The organism is Pseudomonas sivasensis, assembly GCF_052938085.1.
The window spans coordinates 5,224,078-5,246,530 of record NZ_CP176442.1; the positions used below are offsets into that span (position 1 = coordinate 5,224,078).

Consider the following 22,453-nt stretch of genomic DNA (forward strand, 5'->3'; position numbering starts at 1 on the left):
TGCCTCCAGGCCTTGTAGTATAGGGGGTCTACGGATGTGGCAAGTTGTCACGGCGAAAAATCTAGATAAATCGCAGGCAATAAAAAACGCCCAGCTCCGTGAGGAGGCTGGGCGTTTTTGTGGAACGTAAAGCGAATTAACGCTTCGAGTACTGCGGACGCTTACGCGCTTTACGCAGACCGACTTTCTTACGTTCAACTTCACGAGCATCGCGAGTAACGAAGCCAGCTTTGCGCAGAGCGCCACGCAGGGTTTCGTCGTACTGCATCAGAGCGCGAGTGATACCGTGGCGAATTGCGCCAGCTTGACCACTTACACCGCCACCGATAACGGTGACATAGATGTCGAACTTCTCAACAGTCTCGGTCAGTTCCAGCGGCTGACGAACTACCATGCGGGCAGTTTCGCGACCGAAGAAATTTTCCAGAGTGCGGTTGTTGATCGAGATGTTGCCAGTGCCCGGACGCAGGAAAACGCGTGCGGTTGCGGTTTTGCGACGGCCAGTGCCGTAATTTTGAGTCGCCGACATAATGAACTATTCCGTTAAAACTTCAGTTCTTGGGGCTGCTGAGCAGCATGAGGGTGTACAGCGCCCGCATAGACTTTCAGCTTGCGAAACATATCGCGACCCAGTGGGCCCTTAGGCAGCATACCTTTGACCGCGATTTCGATCGGGGCTTCAGGCTTCTTGGAGATCAGGCCTTCGAAGTTCGAAGACTTGATACCGCCTGGGAAACCGGAGTGACGGTAGTACATTTTGTCTTGCGCTTTGTTGCCGGTAACACGTACCTGCTCAGCGTTGATGATCACGATGTAGTCACCGGTATCAACGTGAGGGGTGTACTCAGGCTTGTGCTTGCCACGCAGACGGCTGGCGACTTCAGTGGCCAGACGACCCAGGGTCTGACCAGCGGCGTCGACGACAAACCAGTCGCGCTGAACTGTTTCCGGTTTTGCAGTAAAAGTTGTCATTCTTTAATAGCCTCAGGGGCCGCCCTGTAAATTAGACGGCGGATCTTACTGAATAGTGCGTACTTTGACAAGTCAAAGGCAGCCGGATACAGACGCTATCGGGGGCTCGGGTCGGCGCGTCCGTTCAACGGCAAGATTCTTCGGCAGGCGGCGCATCACTTCCACTGCAGAAAGAGGTGGGCAATTATGCAGATTGCGAAAAAAAATTCAACCTGCTTTTATGATTGTTTTCCCCGAAGGAGTACCCGATGGATTATCGACAGCTGGGCCGTACGGATCTGAACGTGAGCGCGATAGCCTTGGGCACCATGACCTGGGGCGAGCAAAACAGCGAGGCAGAGGCCTTCGCGCAGATCGAGCGAGCCAAGGCCGCGGGGATCAACTTCCTCGACACGGCCGAAATGTATCCGGTGCCGCCCAAGGCCGACACCTATGCCACCACCGAGCGTTATATCGGTAATTACTTCAAAAGCCGTGGCGACCGTGCCGACTGGATCCTCGCCAGCAAGATCGCCGGCCCCGGCAACACCATCGACTACATCCGCGATGGCCACCTGCGCCACAACCGCAAGCACATCGTCGACGCCTTGGACGCCAGCCTCAAGCGCCTGCAAACAGACTGGATCGACCTCTATCAATTGCACTGGCCGGAGCGCAGCACCAATTTCTTCGGCCAACTGAGCTACAAGCACAAGGACGAAGACGACCTCACCCCACTGGAAGAAACCCTCGAAGCGCTGGACGAACAGGTAAAAGCCGGCAAGATTCGCCACATCGGCCTGTCCAATGAAACCCCATGGGGCACCATGAAATTCCTCGCTTTGGCCGAAGCCCGTGGCTGGCCCCGTGCAGTGTCGATCCAGAATCCCTACAACCTGCTCAACCGCAGCTTTGAAGTGGGCCTGGCGGAAGTCGCCATTCGTGAACAGTGCGGCCTGCTGGCCTACTCGCCCCTGGCATTCGGCATGCTCAGCGGGAAATACGAAGGTGGTGCACGCCCGGCGAAAGCGCGTCTGACGGAATACAGCCGTTTCAGCCGTTACTTCAACCCGCAGTCGGAAGCGGCTTGCAGCCGATATGTTGCACTGGCTCGGGAGCATGGCCTGGACCCGGCGCAGATGGCGTTGGCGTTCGTGACCCAGCAACCGTTCGTGACCAGCAACATTATTGGCGCAACGTCGCTGGAGCAACTGGACAGCAACATCGCCAGTGCTGATCTGACGCTGTCGAAGGAAGTGCTGGAAGGGATTGAGGCGATTCAGAAGGATCATCCGAATCCTGCGCCTTGATTGATCTGTAGACCGCTATCGGGGGCAAGCCCCCTCCCACATTGGCATGAACTCCACGTGTGGGAGGGGGCTCGCCCCCGATGACGCTCCAAGACCAGCAAAAAATCAAAGCGCCCGCGCAATGATCTCCTTCATGATCTCATTGGTTCCCGCATAAATCCGCTGCACCCGAGCATCCGCCCAGGCTCGTGCAATCGGGTACTCCCACATGAAGCCGTAACCGCCGTGCAACTGCACGCATTCGTCGAGCACCTTGCATTGCAGGTCAGTGGCCCAGTACTTAGCCATCGCAGCTGTAGGCACATCCAGCTTGCCCTCCAGGTGCAGCGCCATGCATTTATCGACAAACACTCTGCCGATCTGAATCTCAGTCGCCATCTCCGCTAACTTGAACCGCGTGTTCTGGAAATCGGCAATCGCTTTGCCGAAAGCTTTGCGTTCACGGGTGTACTCCAGCGTCCATTGCAACGCCGCTTCGGCTGAGGTGATCGCGCCGATGGCCACGGTCAATCGCTCCTGGGGCAGTTCCTGCATCAAGTAGGCGAAGCCCATGCCCGCCTGGCCCAACAAGTTTTCCTTGGGCACCCGCACGTCCTGGAAGAAAAGCTCCGAGGTGTCCTGGGCCTTCATGCCGACCTTCTCCAGCCGCTTGCCCTTGGCGAAGCCGTGCGTGTCAGCCTCCACCAGAAACAGGCTGGTACCCTTCGCGCCGGCCTTGGGATCGGTCTTGGCCACGACGATTACCAGCTCGGCCAGATAGCCGTTGGTGATAAAGGTCTTGGAGCCGTTGATCACATACTCGTCGCCATCCAGCACGGCGGTGGTCTTGACCCCTTGCAGGTCGGAACCGGCACCCGGCTCGGTCATCGCGATGGCGGTGACCATCTCGCCGGAGATCAATTTGGGCAGGTATTTGTGCTTCAGCGCCTCACTGCCGTAATGCAGGATATAAGGCGCGACGATGTCCGAATGCAGAGAGAAACCAATACCGGTCAGGCCCAGCCGACTGATCTCCTCAATCACCACCGCACTGTAGAGAAAGTCCGCACCCAACCCGCCATACGCCTCTGGAAGATGGGAGCACAGCATCCCCGCCTCCCCTGCCTTGCTCCATAGAGTGCGGTCGATATACCCCTGTTTTTCCCATTGCCCATGGAACGGCGCGGCGTCTTTTTCGAGGAAGGTGCGCACGCTCTCGCGAAAGAGTTCGTGCTCCGGGCTGAACAAAGTTCTGGGAATCATGGGTCACCTGCGTGGATTGTCGGACAAAAACAAGCCCACAGAGCCTATGCCGCGAAAGCATGACAGGACACTGGACACATGCGACAAAAAATAAGACGATCCAGCCGTCTGGTGACCACTTTCCCCTATAAGAATAAATGAAATTATGTCTAACCAAATCTCCACGCCCCTGAGGCGCGTCAGCATTTTGGCCATTGATCGGGTATTCGCTTCGACCCTCATGCAAGCCAAGGATTTCTTCCACCTCGCAAGCCTGCGTTATGGCAAACAGCAAGGCCTGGGCCTGACGCCGGCGTTTGAAACACGCCTGGTGAGCCCGGATGGGCAATCGGTGCGCAGCTTCAGCGATGTGATCATGCCCGTGGACGGCGGCCTCGAAGACGCCGACATCATCGTATTACCGGCCTTCTGGGATGACTTCGACGCCCTGTGCACCCGCTACCCCCAAGTGCTGCCGTGGCTGCGTGACCAACACGCTCGCGGCGCCGTGCTCTGTGGCGAAGCCACCGGGGTGTTCTGGCTGGCCGAAGCTGGACTGCTCGATGGCAAGGAGGCGACCACCTACTGGCGCTTCTTCAATGCATTCAGCGAGCGCTTTCCCAAGGTCCAACTCAACCAGGACAAGCACCTCACCGACGCCGACAACCTGTATTGCGCCGGTGGCACTACCTCGGCGTGCGACCTGTATATCTACCTGATCGAACGCTTCTGCGGCGCCAACATCGCCCAGGCCGTGGCCCGTGACATTCTCTACGAAGTGCAGCGCAGCTACTCGCCGGGGCGTATCGGCTTTGGTGGGCAGAAGCTGCACCAGGATGTGATCATCCTGCAGATCCAGCATTGGCTCGAAGAGCATTTTGCCGACAAATTCCGCTTCGAAGACGTCGCCCGGGAGCACGGCATGAGCATCCGCAACTTCATGCGGCGCTTCCAGACCGCCACCGGCGATAAGCCGCTGCATTACCTGCAACGACTGCGTATCGAGACGGCCAAGGGCCTACTCTCGGGCAGTCGCAAGAGCATCAAGACCATCAGTTATGAGGTGGGTTACGACGATGCGAGTTTCTTTGCGCGGTTGTTCAGGCAACACACGGAGTTGTCGCCAAACCAATATCGCCAGCAGTTCCAGCAGGCCGCGTAAGCAAATACGGGAGGGGGCTTGCCCCCGATAGCGGCGGATCAGTCAGTGCATCTGTTACTGAAAGACCGCTATCGAGGGCAAGCCCCCTCCCGCATTTTTTACTGTGTCGGTCTTAGGGTTTGTGCCCGCGCGACAGGAACTCGTGGGACTGCATCTCAAGCAAGCGGCTCAGTGTGCGCTGGAACTCAAAGTTCAAGCGGCCGCCGGTATACAGGTCCTTGAGCTCGACTTCTGCCGAAATGATCAGCTTCACGTTACGGTCGTAGAACTCATCGACCATGTTGATAAACCGGCGCGCGATGTCGTCGGTGGTGACGCTCATCTGCTCCACGCCGCTCAAGATCACCGCGTGGAAAATCTTGCCCAGTTCGATGTAGTCGTTCTGGCTACGCGGACCGTCGCACAACTGGCGGAATTCGAACCAGGCCACGTCATCGCAAGTACGCAGCGCGATGATTTCGCGGTTCTCGATCATCAGCTTGTCGTTTTCCACCGCCTGGGTGCATTCCGGCGTCAGCGCGCGAAAGCTTTTGCGCAGGCTTTCGTGGGCGGCTTCATTCAGCGGGAAGTGGAACAGCTCCGCTTGCTCCAGATGGCGCAGGCGGTAGTCAACACCGCTGTCCACGTTGACGATCTCGGTATTCTGCTTGATCAACGCGATGGCTGGCAGGAAGCGCGCACGTTGCAGGCCGTCTTTGTACAAGCCGTCCGGCACGATGTTCGAGGTGGCGACCAGGGTCACGCCGTTCTTGAACAGCTCTTCCATCAGGGTGCCAAGGATCATGGCGTCGGTGATATCGGAGACGAAGAATTCATCGAAGCAGATCACCCGCGCTTCATCGGAGAAGCGCTTGGCGATGATGGTCAGCGGGTTTTTCTCACCCGGCAGGGTCTTCATCTCTTCGTGCACACGCTTCATGAAGCGGTGGAAGTGGGTGCGGACCTTTTCCTTGAACGGCAGCGCTTCGAAGAAGGTGTCGACCAGATAGGTCTTGCCACGGCCCACGCCGCCCCAGAAATACAGGCCTTTGACCGGCGCATGGTCTTTCTTGCCAAACAGCTTGCTGAGCATCCCTGGCTTGCTTTGCGAGGCCGCAACCAGGTCGTCGTACAGACGTTGCAAATGACGCACCGCCGTTTCCTGGGCCGCGTCATGGAAGAACTCAGGGCGTTTCAGATCAGCTTGATATCGTTCTAGGGGCGTCATAATTTCGTTAGCAAGGCAACAAAAACGGGCCGTCACTGTAACGACGGCCCTGGATAATGGCAATCAACCCTTGGTCGGGTTAATCCTCGATTGGGGTCAACGCGATGCGCAACGCTTGGATGGCGGCATCGCGGGTCGCGCTGTCGGCGAACTGAGCGCTGTCGGCCACGGCCGCGCCGTCCAGCCAAACGCTGAAGCCCAAGGCTTCAGGACGCACGTCCAGCATCACGCCACTTTGCAGCTGCCTGGTCACTGCGCCAGCGGCTTTACCGTCGGCAAAGTTGCGCGACAGCAGCAGTTGCTCGCCATCGGCAGCCAACAGGCGGAAGCGGAAGCTGCCGTCGTCTTCGCGAAAGCTCACAAAGCGCGCTGCTTTTGCGGCTTTCTTCTTGGTGCTGACGGGAGCAGCAGCCTGCTCGACGAATGAACGCAAGCCAACCGCCTCACGCAACTCGGCCAGGAAAGGTGCGGCCACGGCACGGGCCTTCTTGGCGCCGACCAGCAGCAGGTCTTCCATGTCCGACGGGCGCGACATCAGTTGATGGTAGCGTTCGCGGGCTTCGCCCAGTTGGCCGTCCAACAGCTGGAACAGACGACTCTTGGCCTCGCCCCAGCCCAGGCCTTGCAGCAACTCGCCGCGGAACTCTTCTTCCTGGGCCTTGCTGGCAAACGCCTGATAGAGGGTGAACAGGTGCGAGTTGTCCGGGTCCTTGGCTTCGCCGGGTGCGCGCGAATCGGTGACGATCCGCGAGATGGCGTCTTTCATGTCCTTGGCGCTGGTGAACAACGGGATGGTGTTGTCGTAGCTCTTGGACATCTTGCGGCCGTCCAGGCCCGGCAAGGTGGCGACGCTTTCTTCGATCAACGCCTCGGGCATGGTGAAGAATTCTTTGCCGTTACCGAACAGGTGGTTGAACCGCTGGCCGATGTCGCGGGCCATTTCCACGTGCTGGATCTGGTCACGGCCGACCGGCACTTTGTGCGCGTTGAACATCAGGATGTCGGCCGCCATCAGCACCGGATAGCTGTACAAGCCCATGGTGATGCCCGCGTCCGGGTCTTCGCCGGTTTCCACGTTCTTGTCCACCGAGGCCTTGTAGGCGTGGGCGCGGTTGAGCAGGCCCTTGGCGGCGACGCAGGTCAGCAGCCAGGTGAGCTCGGGGATCTCTGGAATGTCGGACTGCCGGTAGAAGGTCACTCGATCCACATCCAGGCCACCGGCCAGCCAGGTCGCAGCGATTTCCATACGCGAGCGCTGGATGCGCTGCGGGTCATCGCATTTGATCAGGGCGTGGTAGTCGGCCAGGAAGTAGAAGGAATCGGCGTTGGCGTCCTGGCTGGCCAGGATCGCCGGGCGGATCGCACCGGCGTAGTTGCCCAGGTGCGGCGTGCCAGTGGTGGTGATGCCGGTGAGGATACGGGTACGAGTCGTCATGGGTAATCGCTTATCAGACTGCTATCAATTCGAGAGGCGCGGCAGTACCAGATCCTTGAGATCGGTCAGCTTGCCATGAAAAAAGTGTCCGCATTCTGCCACTTTCAGCAGCTCATGGGGGCGATTCAGAGCCGCGGACCAGTCGTAGACGAGTTGCGGCTCGACCACTTCGTCGGTTTCCGGCTGGATCAGGGTCAACGGGCAGCCTTGGGGCAGTACATCCGTGTCGCGCAGGCGCATCACAGCGGCAGCGACCATAAACAGGTGTGCGAGTTTTTCGCCCTTGGCTTCCAGGCGACCACCGAGGCTGGCTGCCACATAACCACCGAAGGAAAAACCAAGTAAGGTCATCGGCAGTCCGGGATGTTTTTCCCGCAGCCAGGTAGCGGCCGCTTCAGCATCGTCGACTTCGCCAGTGGCCATGTCGTGGGTACCGGCACTCGCACCGACGCCACGGTAATTAAAACGCAGCGTAATCAAACCGGCGTCGCGGGCGGTACGTTGCAGGGTCGAAACGACTTTATTGAGCATGGTCCCGCCCTGCACCGGATTAGGGTGGCAGATCAGCGCCAGGCCACGTGGCTCGGGGTGATCCAGGTACAGGGCTTCCAATTGGCCTACCGGGCCATCGATCAAAACGGGGGTTTCACGCATGAGCAAGGAATGAACTCCGTGACCTCTCAAAGGGTCGACTCGTCTAGCTAAAAGTCTGTGCATGGCATCATTGCGAGCTTAATCGCGGTATACAGCGCAGGTTTGAGCCGTTAACGTAAAGCAAAGCCGTTTATAGAGGAAGGACTCGTGGAACACTCGCTCTTAGTTTGGTTGTTGCCGACTCTTGCCCTGGTTGCCGGTGTCGCCATTGGATTCCTGGTTGCTCGCCTGCTGCCGAATGCCGCGCCTAACCGCACGCAGCGTCAGTTGGATGACATTCAGGAACGTTTTGACAGTTATCAGAACGAGGTTGTTACCCACTTCAACAGCACCGCAAACCTGGTCAAGAAGCTCACTCAGAGCTATCAGGAAGTACAAGATCATCTCGCCGATGGCGCCAATCGCCTCGCCCTCGACGACATCACTCGTCAGCGTCTGCTGGCTGCGCTGCATTCCGATGCACCGCAAACTCCGCGGGAACGCCTGACCCCACCTCGGGAAAACCAGGAGCCACCACGGGACTACGCGCCAAAAACGCCAAACGCCCCAGGGATGTTGGATGAGCATTACGGCTTGAAGAAGTAAGTATTTTCAAGCAATAAAAAAGCCCGGTTGATCGATGATCAACCGGGCTTTTTGTTGGGCCTCGCTCTTGTGGGAGGAGGCCTGCCCCCGATAGCGGTAGATCAGTTGATACATGTGCAGACTGACACACAGCTATCGGGGGCAAGCCCCCTCCCACATTGGTTTTCAGGCCACGGGCTGTTCTTGAAGCCACCCTGCCTCGATGCGCACATGCCGCCCATGGAAGCGCTTGAGGCTGCTGCGGTGGCCGACACTGACAATGCTCAGCCCCGGCAACTCATCAATCAGCGCCTTATACAGCGTCGCCTCATCCTCTTCATCCATCGCCGAAGTCGCTTCGTCCATGTACAGCCATTGCGGCGCGAACAGCAAGGCACGGGCAAAGGCCAGCCGTTGTTGCTCGCCCGGTGAAAGCATGCGTTGCCAGTGGTTGGCCTCGTCCAAACGCGTGACCAGGTGCGGCAGGCGGCAGGTTTGCAGGACCTGTGCATAACGTTCTGCCGGGTAGGTGCTGTCGTCCTGTGGATAACTCAACACGGATTTCAACGTACCAATCGGCAGGTAGGGCTTCTGCGGAAGGAACAGATAACGCGCCGCCGGCATGCGAATGCTGCCGTAACCCTCCAGCCACAGATGGCCCATCGAGCGCAGCAAGGTGCTTTTGCCGCTGCCGGAACGGCCGCTGAGCATCAGGCGCTGGCCTGGTTCAACAATCATGTTGGCATCGGTCAGCAAGTGGCGACCATCGCTCAGGTTCATGCCCAAGCCCTGCACTACCAGACGCTCGCCCTCCGCGCTGACCTCTATGGCTGCCGGGCGTTGCTCGTTTTCACTCATGGCTTGCTGGAAGCTCAGCAGACGGTCACTGGTAGCACGCCAGGCGGCCAGGTCGGTGTAAGCGCTGATAAACCAGCTGAAGTTACTTTGCACGTTGCCGAACGCCGAGTTGATTTGCATGAGCTCACCCAGTTCGATCTTGCCGGCAAAGTAGCGAGGCGCGGCCACGACAAATGCAAAGACAATCGCAATCTGCTCATAGCCGGCGGTGAAGAATGTCAGGCGCTTGGACACCTTCATGATGTCCCAGAAGTTGTGCCAGACCTTGCCGAAACGCGCGCTCAAGCGCTGGTTCTCGTTAGGCTCGCCGTTGTACAGGGCAATGCTCTCGGCATTCTCGCGCACCCGCACCATGGAGAAACGCAAGTCAGCTTCGAAACGTTGTTGTTGGTTGCTCAAGCCAATCAAGCGGCGACCGATCAGATGGGTCAACCAACTGCCGACACCGGCGTAAACCAACGCACACCAGAACATGTAGCCGGGGATGGTGATGCCGAACACTTCAATGCTACCCGACACGCCCCACAGGATGATGGAGAACGACACGAGGCTGACGACATTGCGCAGCAGCCCGAGGCCAAGACTTAACGTGTTCGAGGTGAAGCTATTGAGGTCTTCCGAAATACGCTGGTCCGGGTTGTCGGTGTAACCGCCCTGCTCCAGCTGGTAGTAGTTTTTTTGGCTTAGCCAACGCGCAAAATGCTTTTCAGTGAGCCACGCCCGCCAGCGAATGGTCAGCATCTGCGTCAGGTAAAGACGGTACACCGCGGCGAGAATGGCCACCGCTGCGATGCCGCAGAAATAGCCGATCTGCTGCCAGAAAGCGGCGGTGTCTTTGTTCTCAAGGGCGTTGTAGAAGTCCTTGTACCAGTGGTTGAGCCACACGGAAATCGCCACGCTGAACAGCGACAGGGCGATCACCGCTGCCAGCAACAACCAGGCCTTGCCCTTCTCTTCACTGTGCCAATAGGGCGTGATCATCGCCCAGGTTCGCCGAAAAAATTGCCCACGCACAGCGTCGTTGACCGCAGAGTACTCAGCGTTCTGATTCATCGTTCAGGCTCGTAGGAAAGAAGGCAGGCGTTTGAACCGATCATAGTTGATCGGTTCAGGGCTCCGTGCGGCCTGAAGCGGGTTGTTCAGCCTAGGTTCAGCGTCGTACCGGACGTTTCTGCAGCTTGCGTTGCAGGGTGCGGCGGTGCATGCCTAGGGCGCGGGCGGTAGCGGAGATGTTGCCTTCGTGCTCGGTCAGGACACGCTGAATGTGCTCCCACTGCAGGCGGTCCACCGACATCGGGTTTTCCGGCACCAGGGTATCGAGGTCGGCATGCTCGGAGAGTAAGGCGGCCAGAACATCGTCGGCGTCTGCCGGTTTGCACAGGTAATTGCAGGCGCCGCGCTTGATGGCCTCGACGGCGGTGGCGATGCTGGAGTAACCGGTGAGAATCACCACGCGCATTTCCGGGTCGAGTTCCAGCAGCTTGGGCAGCAGCACCAGACCGGAGTCGCCGTCCATCTTCAGGTCGAGCGCGGCGTAGTCCGGCAAATCGGCCTGTGCGATGGTCAGGCCTTCTTCAGCCGAACCTGCGGTGCTCACACGAAAGCCGCGACGGCTCATGGCGCGCGCCATCACGCGGGTAAAGGTAGCGTCGTCATCTACCAGCAGCAGGTGCGGCAGTTCTTCGCCTTCGACTTGGATCTCGTCACTCATCGATATCTCCTCGTGCAACACGGGGCAGGCGCAGCTCGGTGAGCGTACCGCCTTCCTCATGACTATAGAGCTTCACTGAGCCACCCGCGCGGGTCACGCTGGCCTTGCTCAAAAACAGGCCCAAGCCGAAGCCTTTGCCCTTGGTGGTAAAGAAAGGTTTGCCGATCTGCTCGGCAATGGCCAGCGGCACACCGGCGCCGTGGTCACGAATGCTGATGGTCACGTTTTCTGCGTCCCAATCCAACTGTACGCCAAGGCCTTCCGGGCAGGCGTCGGCGGCATTGTTCAGCAGATTGAGCAGCGCCTGAGTCAGGTCCGGCGGCGGCGCCATGCGCGGTACGGTGCCCTGCCCCAGCAGACTGAAACGATAACTGGCTTCGGGACGCATCAGGTGCCAGCGGTTGAGCGCTTCGTCGAGCCACTGTGTCACGTCCTGCATCTCCACCGCCAGGCGGCGATTGGCTTCGGCGGCGCGCACCAATTGCTGCAAAGTCTGCTTGCACTGCTTGACCTGCTCTCGCAATACGCCGAGGTCTTCTTGCAGCGCAGGATCGGGGTGGTCCTGAACCATTTCGTTAAGCAGCACGCTCATGGTGGCCAGCGGCGTACCCAACTCGTGGGCGGCTCCGGCGGCCTGGGTGGCAACGGCCAGCAGTTGCTGGTCGCGCAGGCCTTCTTCACGGCGAATGGCGCGCAGTTCTTCCTGGCGGCGCAGTTCTTCGGCCATGCGCGCGGCGAAGAAGGTAATGACGGCGGCAGACAGGGCAAAACTCAGCCACATCCCATAGATCTGCAGGTTTTCCCGGGCAATTGGGAACGTTTGCAGCGGGTAGAACTGTGCCAGCAGCAAGGTGTAGAGGGTCAGGGCGATACCCGACAGCACCACCGAGTAGCGCCACGGCAACGTCACGGCGGCGATGGTCAACGGCACCAGGTAATAAGACACAAACGGGTTGGTGGAGCCACCGGAGAAATACAGCAACACACTGTGGATAAACAGATCGCAGGCCAGTTGCAGCGCGTATTCAAGTTCGGTCACCGGCCATGTAGTGCGCAAGCGGATGGCAGTGAACACGCACAGCACGATAGAGAAACCAAGGGTCACGCCCAGTTGTAGCCAAGGCAGCGGCAGCAGGTCGAACCAATAGGCAAGCCCGACCGAACCGGCCTGTGCGGCCAGTACCAGGGTACGAATGAACGTCAGGCGCCAGAGATTCTGGCGGGTGGCGGAAGTCAGTTTTACGGCGGCGAGCATGAGCTCTCCCGGTGAGTGCAGCGGGTAGATCGCATCGAGTATAACCAAGACACGACGATGGCAGGGTGCGTGCGGCAAACCGCCACAGCACCTTCGCACACATATTCTGCGGCATTCATTCAGGAACCGCTGTGAACGACGGACCACCCAAGGCGCATTTCCCACGCGTCACTCAGGCGGTGCCCATGACTGTAATTGATCACAACAGGACCGAGGGCTGGTTACGGAAGCTCTGAAATGGAACTTCAGCTACAAGCCCACCGCTTCCACCCGACAGGGCGCAGTCGCTGAGCCTGGCAAACGGCCCTTCTACAATTTGTTTGTATTGTGTAAACCCGAAGAACCCCACGTCGCCGTCTACAGTCATACCGAACACGAATATCCCAAGGAGCTTCCATGTCTCGTTTCAATCGCAGTGCAGCCGTTCTCACCCTCAGCGCGCTGGCCAGCCTTCCGGCGCTGGCCGCCGATGAGCTGCATTACAACCAGATCTCTCTGCGTGCCGAAGTCAGCCAGGAAGTGGCCCGCGACAAGATGATCGTTACGCTCTACACCGAGTCCCAGAACAGTGACCCGGCCAAACTCGCCGCCACTATCACCACCGCCATGAACACAGCGCTGGGCCAGGCTCGTGAAGTCAAGGCTGTGACTCTGCGCCAGGGCAGCCGCAACAGCTACCCGATCTACGACAACAAGACCCAGAAAATTACCGGCTGGCGTGAACGTGCCGAACTGCGTCTGGAAAGCGCGGACTTCCCGGCACTGTCCAAACTCACAGGCGAGCTGCTGAGCACCCTGAAAATGGACAGCATGGATTTCGCCATCGCCGACAGCACCCGCAAGGCCAGCGAAGACGCCCTGCTCAAGGACGCGGTGGCTGCCTTCAAAGCGCGCGCGCAACTGGCCACCGACGCCCTGGGCGGCAAGGGTTACAAAATCGTCAACCTGAACTTCAACACCAATGGTTATCCACAACCCTACGCACGCGGCGCGATGATGATGAAAGCTGCCGAGATGGATTCTGCACCGACGCCGGAAGTCGAGGCCGGTACCAGCCAGGTCAACATGAGCGCCGATGGGGTGATCGAAGTCTTGCAGTAACCGTTTCAATTCATAAAAACGGCGCAGCCTGATGGCTGCGCTTTTTTTTGCCTGTCATTCCATCAATGCAATAACGCCCAGCGGCGCCCGCCAAACAAACCACACTTTAATAGGGTCACCGCTATCAAAGAGGGCGATGCCGATACAGCTGCCCCCGAACGAAGCAGACCTATACTTAAAAATAAATTGCACATAAAACTCCAACATAAAAATTGAACCGTTACCTTGTGGGCTGCCACTTAGTTAAGCCAACCACTTCTAACCCACTGCTTAACTAATCGAACACACCAACAGGAACCAATCACACAACTTTTATGCTTCGGCGCAAAACACGAAAACCGTAAATTTCAATTACAACACAACTCCATTCAGGCACAGGGCAACCAGGCACCGACAAGAAGTCGGAACAAAAACTTATGCCTGATAGATCGACATAGAAAACACTATTCGAGCGCTCATAAGGATGATGGGATTGCGAGAGTTAACCCAATGGAAACGACGCGAAACATGATCTAACCAGCATCAAAATACCGGCAGTTGAAAACAATAGTCACACCGAAGCTATTGCTTGGCGACGGACGATTAACACTATGACATCCACGAGTAAAATGAGCCTTTAATGAACATACATTCAGCGTCCCCACTTCCACCTGCACATCGCCATCATGCTCATTCAATCAGCGCTCCCCCCTCTTCACAGAATATAACTGAGAGCGGAAGGGGCACCTCGCGCCATACGACGAGTCCGGCCACGCCCAGCAATCCTGAAGCAGCTGTCCAAACAAGAGTGATTTATGGGTCAGACACTTTATCTGCGCCTTCGGCTGGCTACACCCTGCAAGAACGCAAGCAGCGCATCAATGATTACGCTTTTCGAGTCATGATGCTGACTGAAAAAATACCCAGCATCAATCAGGGTGAAAGAAGCGTTAACTTCCAGAATGCCCGACTGTTCATGGAGCCCGCCGGCTACTTCAGCGGTGGTTTATTGGCCGCGGGGTACGACCCTCATGAAAAATTCACAGTGACGTTCTCTTCCTACACGGGAATGGGAAAGCCGGAAAACCTGAGCAGCAGGTCGGAGCGCACCTACTTTGCATGGGAAATTGCAGCTGGTGCTTTAGCGCACGATAAAGTGCAACGGGGCGGCCCGGTCAACTTCAACGAAATGGATATAGCGGCGAAGGATAAAAGAAAGATCGACCAACTGGAGTCGGTAGGTAAAACCCTTCAAAATCATTGGGAAAATGAAGTATCCAAACCCATGCGCGATCCTTCGGGCCCACTGGCGGCCATCTCTGGAGAAGCGGACGCGTATGTTGTAAAGTGAACATTGCAAAGCCTGCGCAGTGATATAGGGAGCTTTAACAAGTTAAGCCCTCAAGGGCAACAAGCGGTCGCGCGCACCCTGGACAACAACTCGCAAGTCATCATTCCAAACGTATACGGCTATCCAATGTCAGGATATGCCTTTATTGCGTACACCCCTTATGATGGAAATTATGAACACCGGCCCAACCAAGGGTTAATGATTGACATCAAGAATGGTTCTGTCCATGAGTCACATGGTGATGCAGATTTTGCAAGCTGGGCTAAAGACAACCACTCTAACTTACTGAGAAGTTTTAATACCCGAGACATACAAGGAGGCAAGGATTCGCACTGGCCAAGTGCGGCCTATGTGCTTGATACGTTAATCTCAGGAGCCAATGCCCACTTCCCTGGTTATCACAACTTCCTTTCAGATGAGGAGATACCGGCGGCGCAACTATTTAACTACACCCGAGCCCGAGGCGGTGATTATCGGTTGAAGTTTGGCACCTTGAACAATGGCGTGGCCTCTCACTATCAAGCGGTGAATGCCAAGAATGCGTTATGGTCCGACCAGACTGAAGTCTTTGGTTCCTCGCAGCAGGACTGGAAGTCTGCGAAAGACTTCTGGGGTAATACATTCGGGTACGTCCCTATCATTGGTAACACGGGCAACATCGTATTCGGCGTCCATGATGGCCTCTACGGTATGACGGCAGAAGATCGTGTGGGAGGCAATGCAGCAGCGGTCATATCAAGCCTGCAATTGGCCCATGAACTTGCTCCAGGCGCTGTAGAGTCCGGACTGAGTGACACCCTAAAGGGTACTGGCCTTCCGAGTGCCGAAAATTACACCTGGAAGCGAAACTCGCAGACACACGACTTTGAGTTCGTGAACGCTCCCAAGCCCCCAAAAAATACCGATGACATCAGCGTTCCAACTAAAGGACTGCCTGGCAACCGGCTGCGCCCCAGCCAAGCGGGGAACATCAGCCAGCACGCGGTGCCGGACGGCGAGCAACTGATCAAAAACACTGCACCCAACGCCAAGGGTATTTATCAGATCAAGGATGCGAGCACAGGCGCCGACCGGTGGCTCATCCGCTACGCCGACGCAACCGGCACCAGCAAGGTGTACGAGATCCGGGAGGATTTCAAACTGAGCAACAACTATGTGCAGATCATTGACCGCGAAACCAGACTGCCAGTGACGACTGTCCACTCTTCGGGCAATGGCGAATGGGTGTCGGCCAAAGGAAACGGCGGTATCAGGTTGCCCTGGGGGCGCAGCATCTCACCCCCACAAATCGAGGAAATAAAGCCCACACCGTCCTTTGCCAATCATTTCCTCAATACCGACGGCAAACAGATGGAAGGTTCCGCGAGAGTCGATGAATTCTTGAAAATCAAAGCGGGAACCAACTACGACTTCGCCACTACCAATTTCGAGGTCAGCGGAAGCCGCCCCAGAGCGAATTTCAAGGTGTTTTGGAACATCGACGAGACTGGATTTTCCGTTGAATCGGGTGAAAAGGCACAGCTCACGAAACACAGCTCCAGCGAATACTCACCCAACTTTGTTTTGGATATAAACCGCAATCCCTACAGCGTCACCTCGACCGAAAATGGGCTAACCGAGACCCTGCAACTGGACGCCACGGCGGGTTCGGCCGAAAGCATCAGGCAAGCGAGGCTCAGGCAGTTTGAGAGCGCAATTGCTGATGCGGACCTACGTGCGCGCATTTCCGAAGTAGCCCATCAAGGCTCAATAGCCCCGGCCACCATTGAATTGAACGGCAGTTCGGTACTGCAGGATGGCTACTACTTTGGCGCTGACGACACCCAGTTCCACATCAATCACGATGTGTCTAATGGCGGGTCCGATAGCGTGACAACGGTCCGGATCACCTCCAAAGGGCACCTCTCCAACCCGGAAAAAGATATCAACCGTGTTCCGGGTGTGGAGGTGATCATCAAGAGAACGTTCACGATCCGGGAAGGCAATGATCTGGATAGTTTATTCACGATCGACAAAGACGCCCCCACTCACATCGAAGTAGTGGTCGCCCCATAGCCGAAGCCTGGCTACAACGCCCCCTTACATGACGCCCCTGAACGGCGGTAACCTCGGTCACCGCCGTTTTCATTTGGCTACGGTTACATGCCTGCCACTTCAGGGGTCTCCATGGAAAGAATCGCCTTAAAACCGCTCCTCCTCGCCGCCGGCCTGCTGGCGTTCATGCCAATGGCCCAGGCCGCCAGCACCCTGGTCTATTGCTCCGAAGCGAGCCCCGCCGGATTCGATCCCAGCCAGTACACCAGCGGCACTGATTTTGATGCTTCCGCCGAAACCGTGTTCAACCGTCTGACCCAATTCAAGCGCGGTGGCACCGAAGTCGAACCCGGTCTGGCAACAAGCTGGGATGTGTCCAGCGATGGCCTGACGTATACCTTCCACCTGCGCGATGGCGTCAAGTTCCACACCACCGATTTCTTCACGCCCACCCGTGACTTCAATGCCGAAGACGTGCTGTTCACCTTCAACCGTCTGCTCGATGCCGACAGTCCGTTTCGCAAGGCCTACCCTTCCGAATCGCCGTACTTCACTGACATGGGCCTGAACACCACGATCAAAAGCGTCGAAAAACTCGACGAACATACCGTGCGTTTCAACCTGAACAACGTCGATGCGTCCTTCGTGCAAAACCTGGCCATGAGCTTTGCCTCGGTGCAGTCCGCCGAGTACGCCGCGCAATTGCTCAAGCAAGGCGCAGCCTCGGACATCAATCAGAAGCCGGTGGGCACTGGACCATTTGTGTTCAAGCGCTACCAAAAAGACTCGCAGATTCGCTACGTGGCCAATAAACAGTATTGGAAACCCGAGGACGTAAAGCTCGATAACCTGGTGTTCGCCATCACCCCGGATGCGGCGTCGCGCCTGCAAAAACTCAAGGCCGGCGAATGCCAGGTCAGCGGCTACCCGCGCCCCGCCGATATCGAAGTGATGAAACAAGACCCGAATTTGCGCGTGCTGCAGCAAGCCGGGTTCAACCTGGGCTTCCTGGCGTACAACGTGACCCACCCGCCACTGGACCAGCTCAAGGTGCGCCAAGCCCTGGACATGGCGATCGACAAGCCGGCGATCATCAAGGCCGTGTACCAGAGCGCCGGGCAATTGGCGCAGAACGCACTGCCACCGGCGCAGTGGTCTTATGACCCCACCATCAAGGACGCCCCTTACGATCCCACCAAAGCCAAGGCGCTACTTAAAGAAGCAGGGGTTGCACCCGGTACCACCATCAACCTGTGGGCGATGACCGTACAACGCGCGTCCAACCCGAATGCGCGCATGTCGGCACAGATGATCCAGCAGGATTGGGAAAAAGTGGGCATCAAGGCCAATATCGTCAGTTATGAATGGGGCGAGTACATCAAGCGCGCCAAAAATGGCGAGCACGACGCGATGATTTACGGCTGGACCGGTGACAACGGCGACCCGGACAACTGGCTCGGCGTGCTCTACAGTTGTGCCGCGGTGAAGGGCAGCAACTACGCCAAATGGTGTAACCCGACCTACGACAAGCTGGTGCAGCAAGCAAAGGTCAGCAGTGACCGTGAGCAGCGCATCAAGTGGTATCAACAGGCGCAAAAAATTCTTAAAGAACAAGTACCTATAACGCCTATTGCAAACTCGACGGTTTTCCAACCCCTGCGCAAAGAAGTCAAAGACTTCAAGATCAGCCCGTTTGGCCTGACGCCCTTCTACGGCGTGAGTCTAGATAAGTAACAGCGACGCCCCAACCAAGTGCGCTAGACGCCTTGGTTGGGCTTTTTTGGTGCACCCTGCGCACCGAAAAAACCCTCAAAACAGATACAAATATGTCAAAACTTTCATAATTGCGACATTCCTGTACGTTCGTACCACTCTTTCCCGCCTGCAACGGTTCAGCATCTTGCAATGGGTATGGCGCCTGCATAAGTATCCGCAGGCCGACTCACGAGGTCGCCCTCACCACCAAAAATGACAACAAATCATGAGGCCAACATGCTTAAACACGCAGTCATTCCGTTAATTGTTAGCGCTGGCCTTATGGCCGCAGCCCCTTTCGCCCAAGCGGCGACTAACCTGGTGTTCTGCTCCGAAGGGAGCCCGGCCGGTTTCGATCCAGGCCAGTACACCACCGGAACAGACTTCGATGCTTCGGCCGAAACCATGTTCAACCGTCTGAGCCAGTTCGAACGTGGCGGCACCGCTGTTGTTCCTGGTCTCGCCACCAGCTGGGACGTATCCCCGGATGGCCTGACGTACACCTTCCACCTGCGCGAAGGCGTCAAGTTCCACACCACCCCGTACTTCAAGCCCACTCGTGAATTCTCGGCTGACGACGTACTGTTCACCTTCAACCGAATGATCAACAAAGACGATCCATTCCGTAAGGCCTACCCCACTGAGTTCCCGTACTTCACGGACATGGGTATGGACACCAACATCAAGAACATCGAGAAAGTCGATGCCCACACCGTCAAGTTCACCCTTGGCACCGTGGACGCCGCTTTTATCCAAAACCTGGCGATGAGCTTCGCGTCGATCCAGTCGGCCGAATATGCCGCCCAGTTGCTGAAGAACGGTACGCCTCAGGACATCAACCAGAAGCCAATCGGCACTGGCCCGTTCGTGTTCAAGAGCTACCAGAAAGACTCGAACATTCGTTACACCGGCAACAAGGACTACTGGAAACCTGAAGACGTGAAGATCGACAACCTGATCTTCGCTATCACCACCGACCCGTCGGTGCGTATCCAGAAGCTCAAGAAAAACGAATGCCAGATCACCCTCTTCCCGCGTCCGGCCGACCTCAAGGCGCTGGGCGAAGACAAGGACTTGAAACTGCCGAACCAGGCCGGTTTCAACCTGGGGTATGTCGCCTACAACGTCATGGACAAGGTCAAGGGCAGCGACCAGCCCAACCCACTGGCTGACCTGCGCGTACGCCAGGCGCTGGACATGTCGGTCAACAAGCAGCAGATCATCGACTCCGTTTACCAGGGCGCCGGCCAATTGGCTGTCAACGCCATGCCGCCGACTCAATGGTCCTACGACACCACCATCAAGGACGCCGCCTACAACCCCGAGAAAGCCAAGGCGCTGCTCAAGGAAGCGGGCGTCAAGGAAGGTACCGAAATCGTGCTGTGGGCCATGCCGGTTCAGCGGCCGTACAACCCGAACGCCAAACTGATGGCTGAAATGCTGCAGAACGACTGGTCCAAGATCGGCCTGAAGGTCAAGATCACCAGCTACGAGTGGGGCGAGTACATCAAGCGTTCCAAAGGCGGCGAGAACCAGGCCATGATCATTGGCTGGAGCGGCGACAATGGTGACCCGGACAACTGGCTGAACGTGCTGTTTGGCTGCGATTCCCTGTCCGGCAACAACTTCTCCAAGTGGTGCGACAAGAAATTCGACGGCGTCGTGAAAGAAGCCAAGGCCACATCGGATGTCGCCAAACGCACCGAGCTGTATAAGCAGGCGCAACATATCCTCAAAGATGCAGTCCCGATGACACCTATCGCGCACTCGACGGTGTATCAACCCATGCGCAACACCGTGCAGGACTTCAAGATCAGCCCGTTTGGCTTGAACTCCTTCTACGGCGTGAGCGTCAGCGGCAAGTAAGGATCATTGACGGCGACGTTTCGTAACGTCGCCGTTATTACATCCGCCTGGCCCTTAGGAAATTGACCACGTTCGCAGCCGATGCTTCCTACAGCAACGAACTGCGAAACGGGACTCCGTTGCCTACAGGGTCAATCCAATTTGGCGCATTTACTGTGAAGTCCGCGACCCATAACGTCGTAGGACAGCAGAGGCTCCGACTTGGGAAAGGCACTTGCTGTGTGTGGGATCAGTGATGTCTCCCAGGCTTTGCGCCTGGGTGATTGCTCGCTGATGACAACTACAAACAAGGATCGGGATCGTCATGCGCCATACCACCGTTCTATCCGCCATTTTTGGCACCAGCCTGCTGGCCATGGCCACCATGGGCCACGCCGCCGACAAGAAGAGCCTGGTGTTCTGCTCGGAAGGCAGCCCGGCAGGTTTTGACACCGCGCAATACACCACCGCCACCGACAACGACGCGGCCGAGCCGCTGTACAACCGGCTGGTCGAGTTTGAAAAAGGTGCAACCAACGTACAGCCTGGGCTGGCGACCAAATGGGATATTTCCGAAGACGGTCTGACCTACACCTTCCATTTGCGTGAAGGGGTGAAATTCCACAGCAACAAGGAGTTCAAGCCGACGCGCGACTTCAACGCCGACGACGTGCTGTTCACCTTCAACCGCATGCTGGACCCCGACCACCCGTTCCGTAAGGCCTACCCCACCGAGTTTCCGTACTTCAACGGGATGAGCCTGAACAAGAACATTGCCAAGGTCGAAAAAACCGACGCAAACACCGTGGTGATGACCCTGAACACGGTGGACGCCGCGTTCATACAAAACATCGCCATGAGCTTCGCTTCGATCCTCTCAGCCGAATACGCCGAGCAGTTGCTCAAGAGCGGCAAGCCCAGCGACATCAACCAAAAACCGATCGGCACTGGCCCGTTCGTGTTCCAGCGCTATCAGAAAGACTCGCAGATCCGTTACACGGGCAACAAACAGTACTGGGACCCGAGTCGAGTTCAGCTCGATCAACTGATTTTCGCCATCAACACCGACGCCTCGGTGCGGGTGCAGAAGCTCAAGGCCGGGGAATGCCAGGTGACCCTGCATCCGCGTCCGGCTGACGTCGATGCGCTCAAGGCCGACCCGAAGCTTCAACTGCTGACCAAACCGGGCTTCAACCTCGGCTACATCGCCTACAACGTGCGCCACAAGCCATTCGACCAGCTCGAAGTGCGCCAGGCGCTGGACATGGCGGTGAATAAGCAGAGCATCCTGAATGCCGTGTACCAAGGCGCGGGGCAACTGGCGGTCAACGCCATGCCGCCGACGCAATGGTCTTACGACGACACCATCAAAGACGCCGCCTACAACCCGGAAAAAGCCAAGGAACTGCTCAAGGCTGCCGGAGTGAAGGAAGGTACCGAGATCACCCTGTGGGCGATGCCGGTGCAACGGCCGTACAACCCCAACGCCAAGCTGATGGCCGAAATGCTGCAAAGCGATTGGGCCAAGATCGGCCTGAAAGTGAAGATCGTCAGCTACGAATGGGGCGAGTACATCAAGCGCACCAAGAACGGTGAGCACGATATCAGCCTGATCGGCTGGACCGGCGACAACGGTGACCCGGACAACTGGCTGGGCACCCTCTACAGCTGCGACGCTATCGGCGGGAACAACTACTCCATGTGGTGTGACCCGGCGTACGACAAGCTGATCAAGCAAGCCAAGGTCGTCACCGACCGCGAACAAAGGACTGTTCTCTACAAGCAGGCTCAGCAATTGCTCAAGCAGCAAGTGCCGATCACGCCTGTCGCCCACTCGACGGTCAACCAGCCGTTAAGCACCAAAGTCGAAGGGTTCAAAGTGAGCCCCTTCGGCCGCAACGTGTTCTCGGGCGTCAGTATTACCCCATAAAAAAATAACCGGATTGCAGGAGAGCGAAGTCAGCTCTCCGGCAAACGTGCAGCCTTTTATTGGGATTTTTCCTACGGCAAACGTTTGCAAGTGCCTGAACGAGTTACACACCAATAGTCGGTTCACCTAA

General features: G+C 57.2%; 18 protein-coding genes. 9 read left to right on the forward strand and 9 right to left on the reverse strand.

Annotated elements, in window-relative coordinates:
- Positions 1 to 136 precede the first annotated feature (136 nt).
- Both rpsI and rplM read right to left on the reverse strand, forming a co-directional pair.
- On the reverse strand, positions 137 to 529 hold the full coding sequence (rpsI, locus tag ACKZ62_RS24130) for a 30S ribosomal protein S9 (RefSeq protein WP_003216038.1): 393 nt from the start codon (positions 527 to 529) through the stop codon (positions 137 to 139).
- Positions 530 to 543: 14 nt separating this feature from the next.
- Complete coding sequence (gene rplM / locus ACKZ62_RS24135; RefSeq protein WP_003171742.1) at positions 544 to 972, reverse strand: 50S ribosomal protein L13; 429 nt, start codon at positions 970 to 972, stop codon at positions 544 to 546.
- 248 nt (positions 973 to 1,220) lie between these two features.
- Between rplM and ACKZ62_RS24140 the strand changes: the two genes are divergently transcribed.
- On the forward strand, positions 1,221 to 2,261 hold the full coding sequence (locus ACKZ62_RS24140; RefSeq protein WP_032886242.1) for an NADP(H)-dependent aldo-keto reductase: 1,041 nt from the start codon (positions 1,221 to 1,223) through the stop codon (positions 2,259 to 2,261).
- Between the two features lie 105 nt (positions 2,262 to 2,366).
- Here the strand turns inward: ACKZ62_RS24140 and ACKZ62_RS24145 are convergent, their stop codons facing one another.
- A complete protein-coding gene (locus ACKZ62_RS24145; protein ID WP_099601127.1) occupies positions 2,367 to 3,503 on the reverse strand; it encodes an acyl-CoA dehydrogenase family protein in 1,137 nt (378 codons plus the stop codon).
- 220 nt (positions 3,504 to 3,723) lie between these two features.
- Here ACKZ62_RS24145 and ACKZ62_RS24150 point away from each other — a divergent pair, with 220 nt between their 5' ends.
- On the forward strand, positions 3,724 to 4,644 hold the full coding sequence (locus ACKZ62_RS24150; RefSeq protein WP_177326430.1) for a GlxA family transcriptional regulator: 921 nt from the start codon (positions 3,724 to 3,726) through the stop codon (positions 4,642 to 4,644).
- Between the two features lie 112 nt (positions 4,645 to 4,756).
- Here ACKZ62_RS24150 and zapE read toward each other — a convergent pair whose 3' ends face one another.
- The 3 genes from zapE to ACKZ62_RS24165 all read right to left on the reverse strand — a co-directional run bounded on the left by zapE (position 4,757) and on the right by ACKZ62_RS24165 (position 7,940).
- On the reverse strand, positions 4,757 to 5,851 hold the full coding sequence (zapE, locus tag ACKZ62_RS24155) for a cell division protein ZapE (protein WP_032886239.1): 1,095 nt from the start codon (positions 5,849 to 5,851) through the stop codon (positions 4,757 to 4,759).
- Positions 5,852 to 5,930: 79 nt separating this feature from the next.
- Positions 5,931 to 7,286 carry a tryptophan--tRNA ligase gene (locus ACKZ62_RS24160; protein ID WP_447095918.1) on the reverse strand — a complete coding sequence of 452 codons (1,356 nt, stop codon included), beginning with the start codon at positions 7,284 to 7,286 and terminating at the stop codon, positions 5,931 to 5,933.
- A 24-nt stretch (positions 7,287 to 7,310) separates the two neighbouring features.
- A complete protein-coding gene (locus ACKZ62_RS24165) occupies positions 7,311 to 7,940 on the reverse strand; it encodes an alpha/beta hydrolase (protein ID WP_095183828.1) in 630 nt (209 codons plus the stop codon).
- A gap of 147 nt (positions 7,941 to 8,087) precedes the next feature.
- Between ACKZ62_RS24165 and ACKZ62_RS24170 the strand changes: the two genes are divergently transcribed.
- Entirely contained in the window at positions 8,088 to 8,525 is a 438-nt protein-coding gene (locus tag ACKZ62_RS24170) for a Z-ring associated ZapG family protein (RefSeq protein ID WP_032886236.1), read from the forward strand.
- 165 nt (positions 8,526 to 8,690) lie between these two features.
- Here ACKZ62_RS24170 and ACKZ62_RS24175 read toward each other — a convergent pair whose 3' ends face one another.
- The 3 genes from ACKZ62_RS24175 to ACKZ62_RS24185 all read right to left on the reverse strand — a co-directional run bounded on the left by ACKZ62_RS24175 (position 8,691) and on the right by ACKZ62_RS24185 (position 12,328).
- Positions 8,691 to 10,415, reverse strand: coding sequence for an ABC transporter ATP-binding protein/permease (locus ACKZ62_RS24175; RefSeq protein ID WP_447095919.1), 1,725 nt, complete (start codon positions 10,413 to 10,415; stop codon positions 8,691 to 8,693).
- A gap of 97 nt (positions 10,416 to 10,512) precedes the next feature.
- Positions 10,513 to 11,073, reverse strand: a complete 561-nt coding sequence (locus ACKZ62_RS24180; protein WP_003171731.1) for a response regulator transcription factor — start codon at positions 11,071 to 11,073, stop codon at positions 10,513 to 10,515.
- Positions 11,066 to 12,328: an ATP-binding protein gene (locus ACKZ62_RS24185; RefSeq protein ID WP_032886234.1), complete on the reverse strand. Its 1,263-nt coding sequence runs from the start codon at positions 12,326 to 12,328 to the stop codon at positions 11,066 to 11,068. The genes ACKZ62_RS24180 and ACKZ62_RS24185 overlap by 8 nt, the downstream gene beginning before the upstream one ends.
- A gap of 396 nt (positions 12,329 to 12,724) precedes the next feature.
- On the opposite strand from ACKZ62_RS24185, the gene ACKZ62_RS24190 reads away from it, so the two are divergent.
- From ACKZ62_RS24190 to ACKZ62_RS24215, 6 genes are all read left to right on the forward strand, one after another.
- Entirely contained in the window at positions 12,725 to 13,429 is a 705-nt protein-coding gene (locus tag ACKZ62_RS24190; protein ID WP_095183826.1) for an SIMPL domain-containing protein, read from the forward strand.
- 883 nt (positions 13,430 to 14,312) lie between these two features.
- Positions 14,313 to 14,759 (forward strand): hypothetical protein, encoded by a 447-nt coding sequence (locus tag ACKZ62_RS24195; RefSeq protein WP_447095920.1) that lies wholly within the window; start codon positions 14,313 to 14,315, stop codon positions 14,757 to 14,759.
- A gap of 3 nt (positions 14,760 to 14,762) precedes the next feature.
- A complete protein-coding gene (locus tag ACKZ62_RS24200) occupies positions 14,763 to 16,814 on the forward strand; it encodes a hypothetical protein (protein WP_447095921.1) in 2,052 nt (683 codons plus the stop codon).
- A 111-nt stretch (positions 16,815 to 16,925) separates the two neighbouring features.
- Positions 16,926 to 18,527: an ABC transporter substrate-binding protein gene (locus ACKZ62_RS24205; RefSeq protein ID WP_447095922.1), complete on the forward strand. Its 1,602-nt coding sequence runs from the start codon at positions 16,926 to 16,928 to the stop codon at positions 18,525 to 18,527.
- Between the two features lie 258 nt (positions 18,528 to 18,785).
- Positions 18,786 to 20,414, forward strand: a complete 1,629-nt coding sequence (locus ACKZ62_RS24210; RefSeq protein ID WP_032886231.1) for an ABC transporter substrate-binding protein — start codon at positions 18,786 to 18,788, stop codon at positions 20,412 to 20,414.
- A 355-nt stretch (positions 20,415 to 20,769) separates the two neighbouring features.
- A complete protein-coding gene (locus ACKZ62_RS24215) occupies positions 20,770 to 22,323 on the forward strand; it encodes an ABC transporter substrate-binding protein (protein WP_371260713.1) in 1,554 nt (517 codons plus the stop codon).
- Positions 22,324 to 22,453 lie beyond the last annotated feature (130 nt).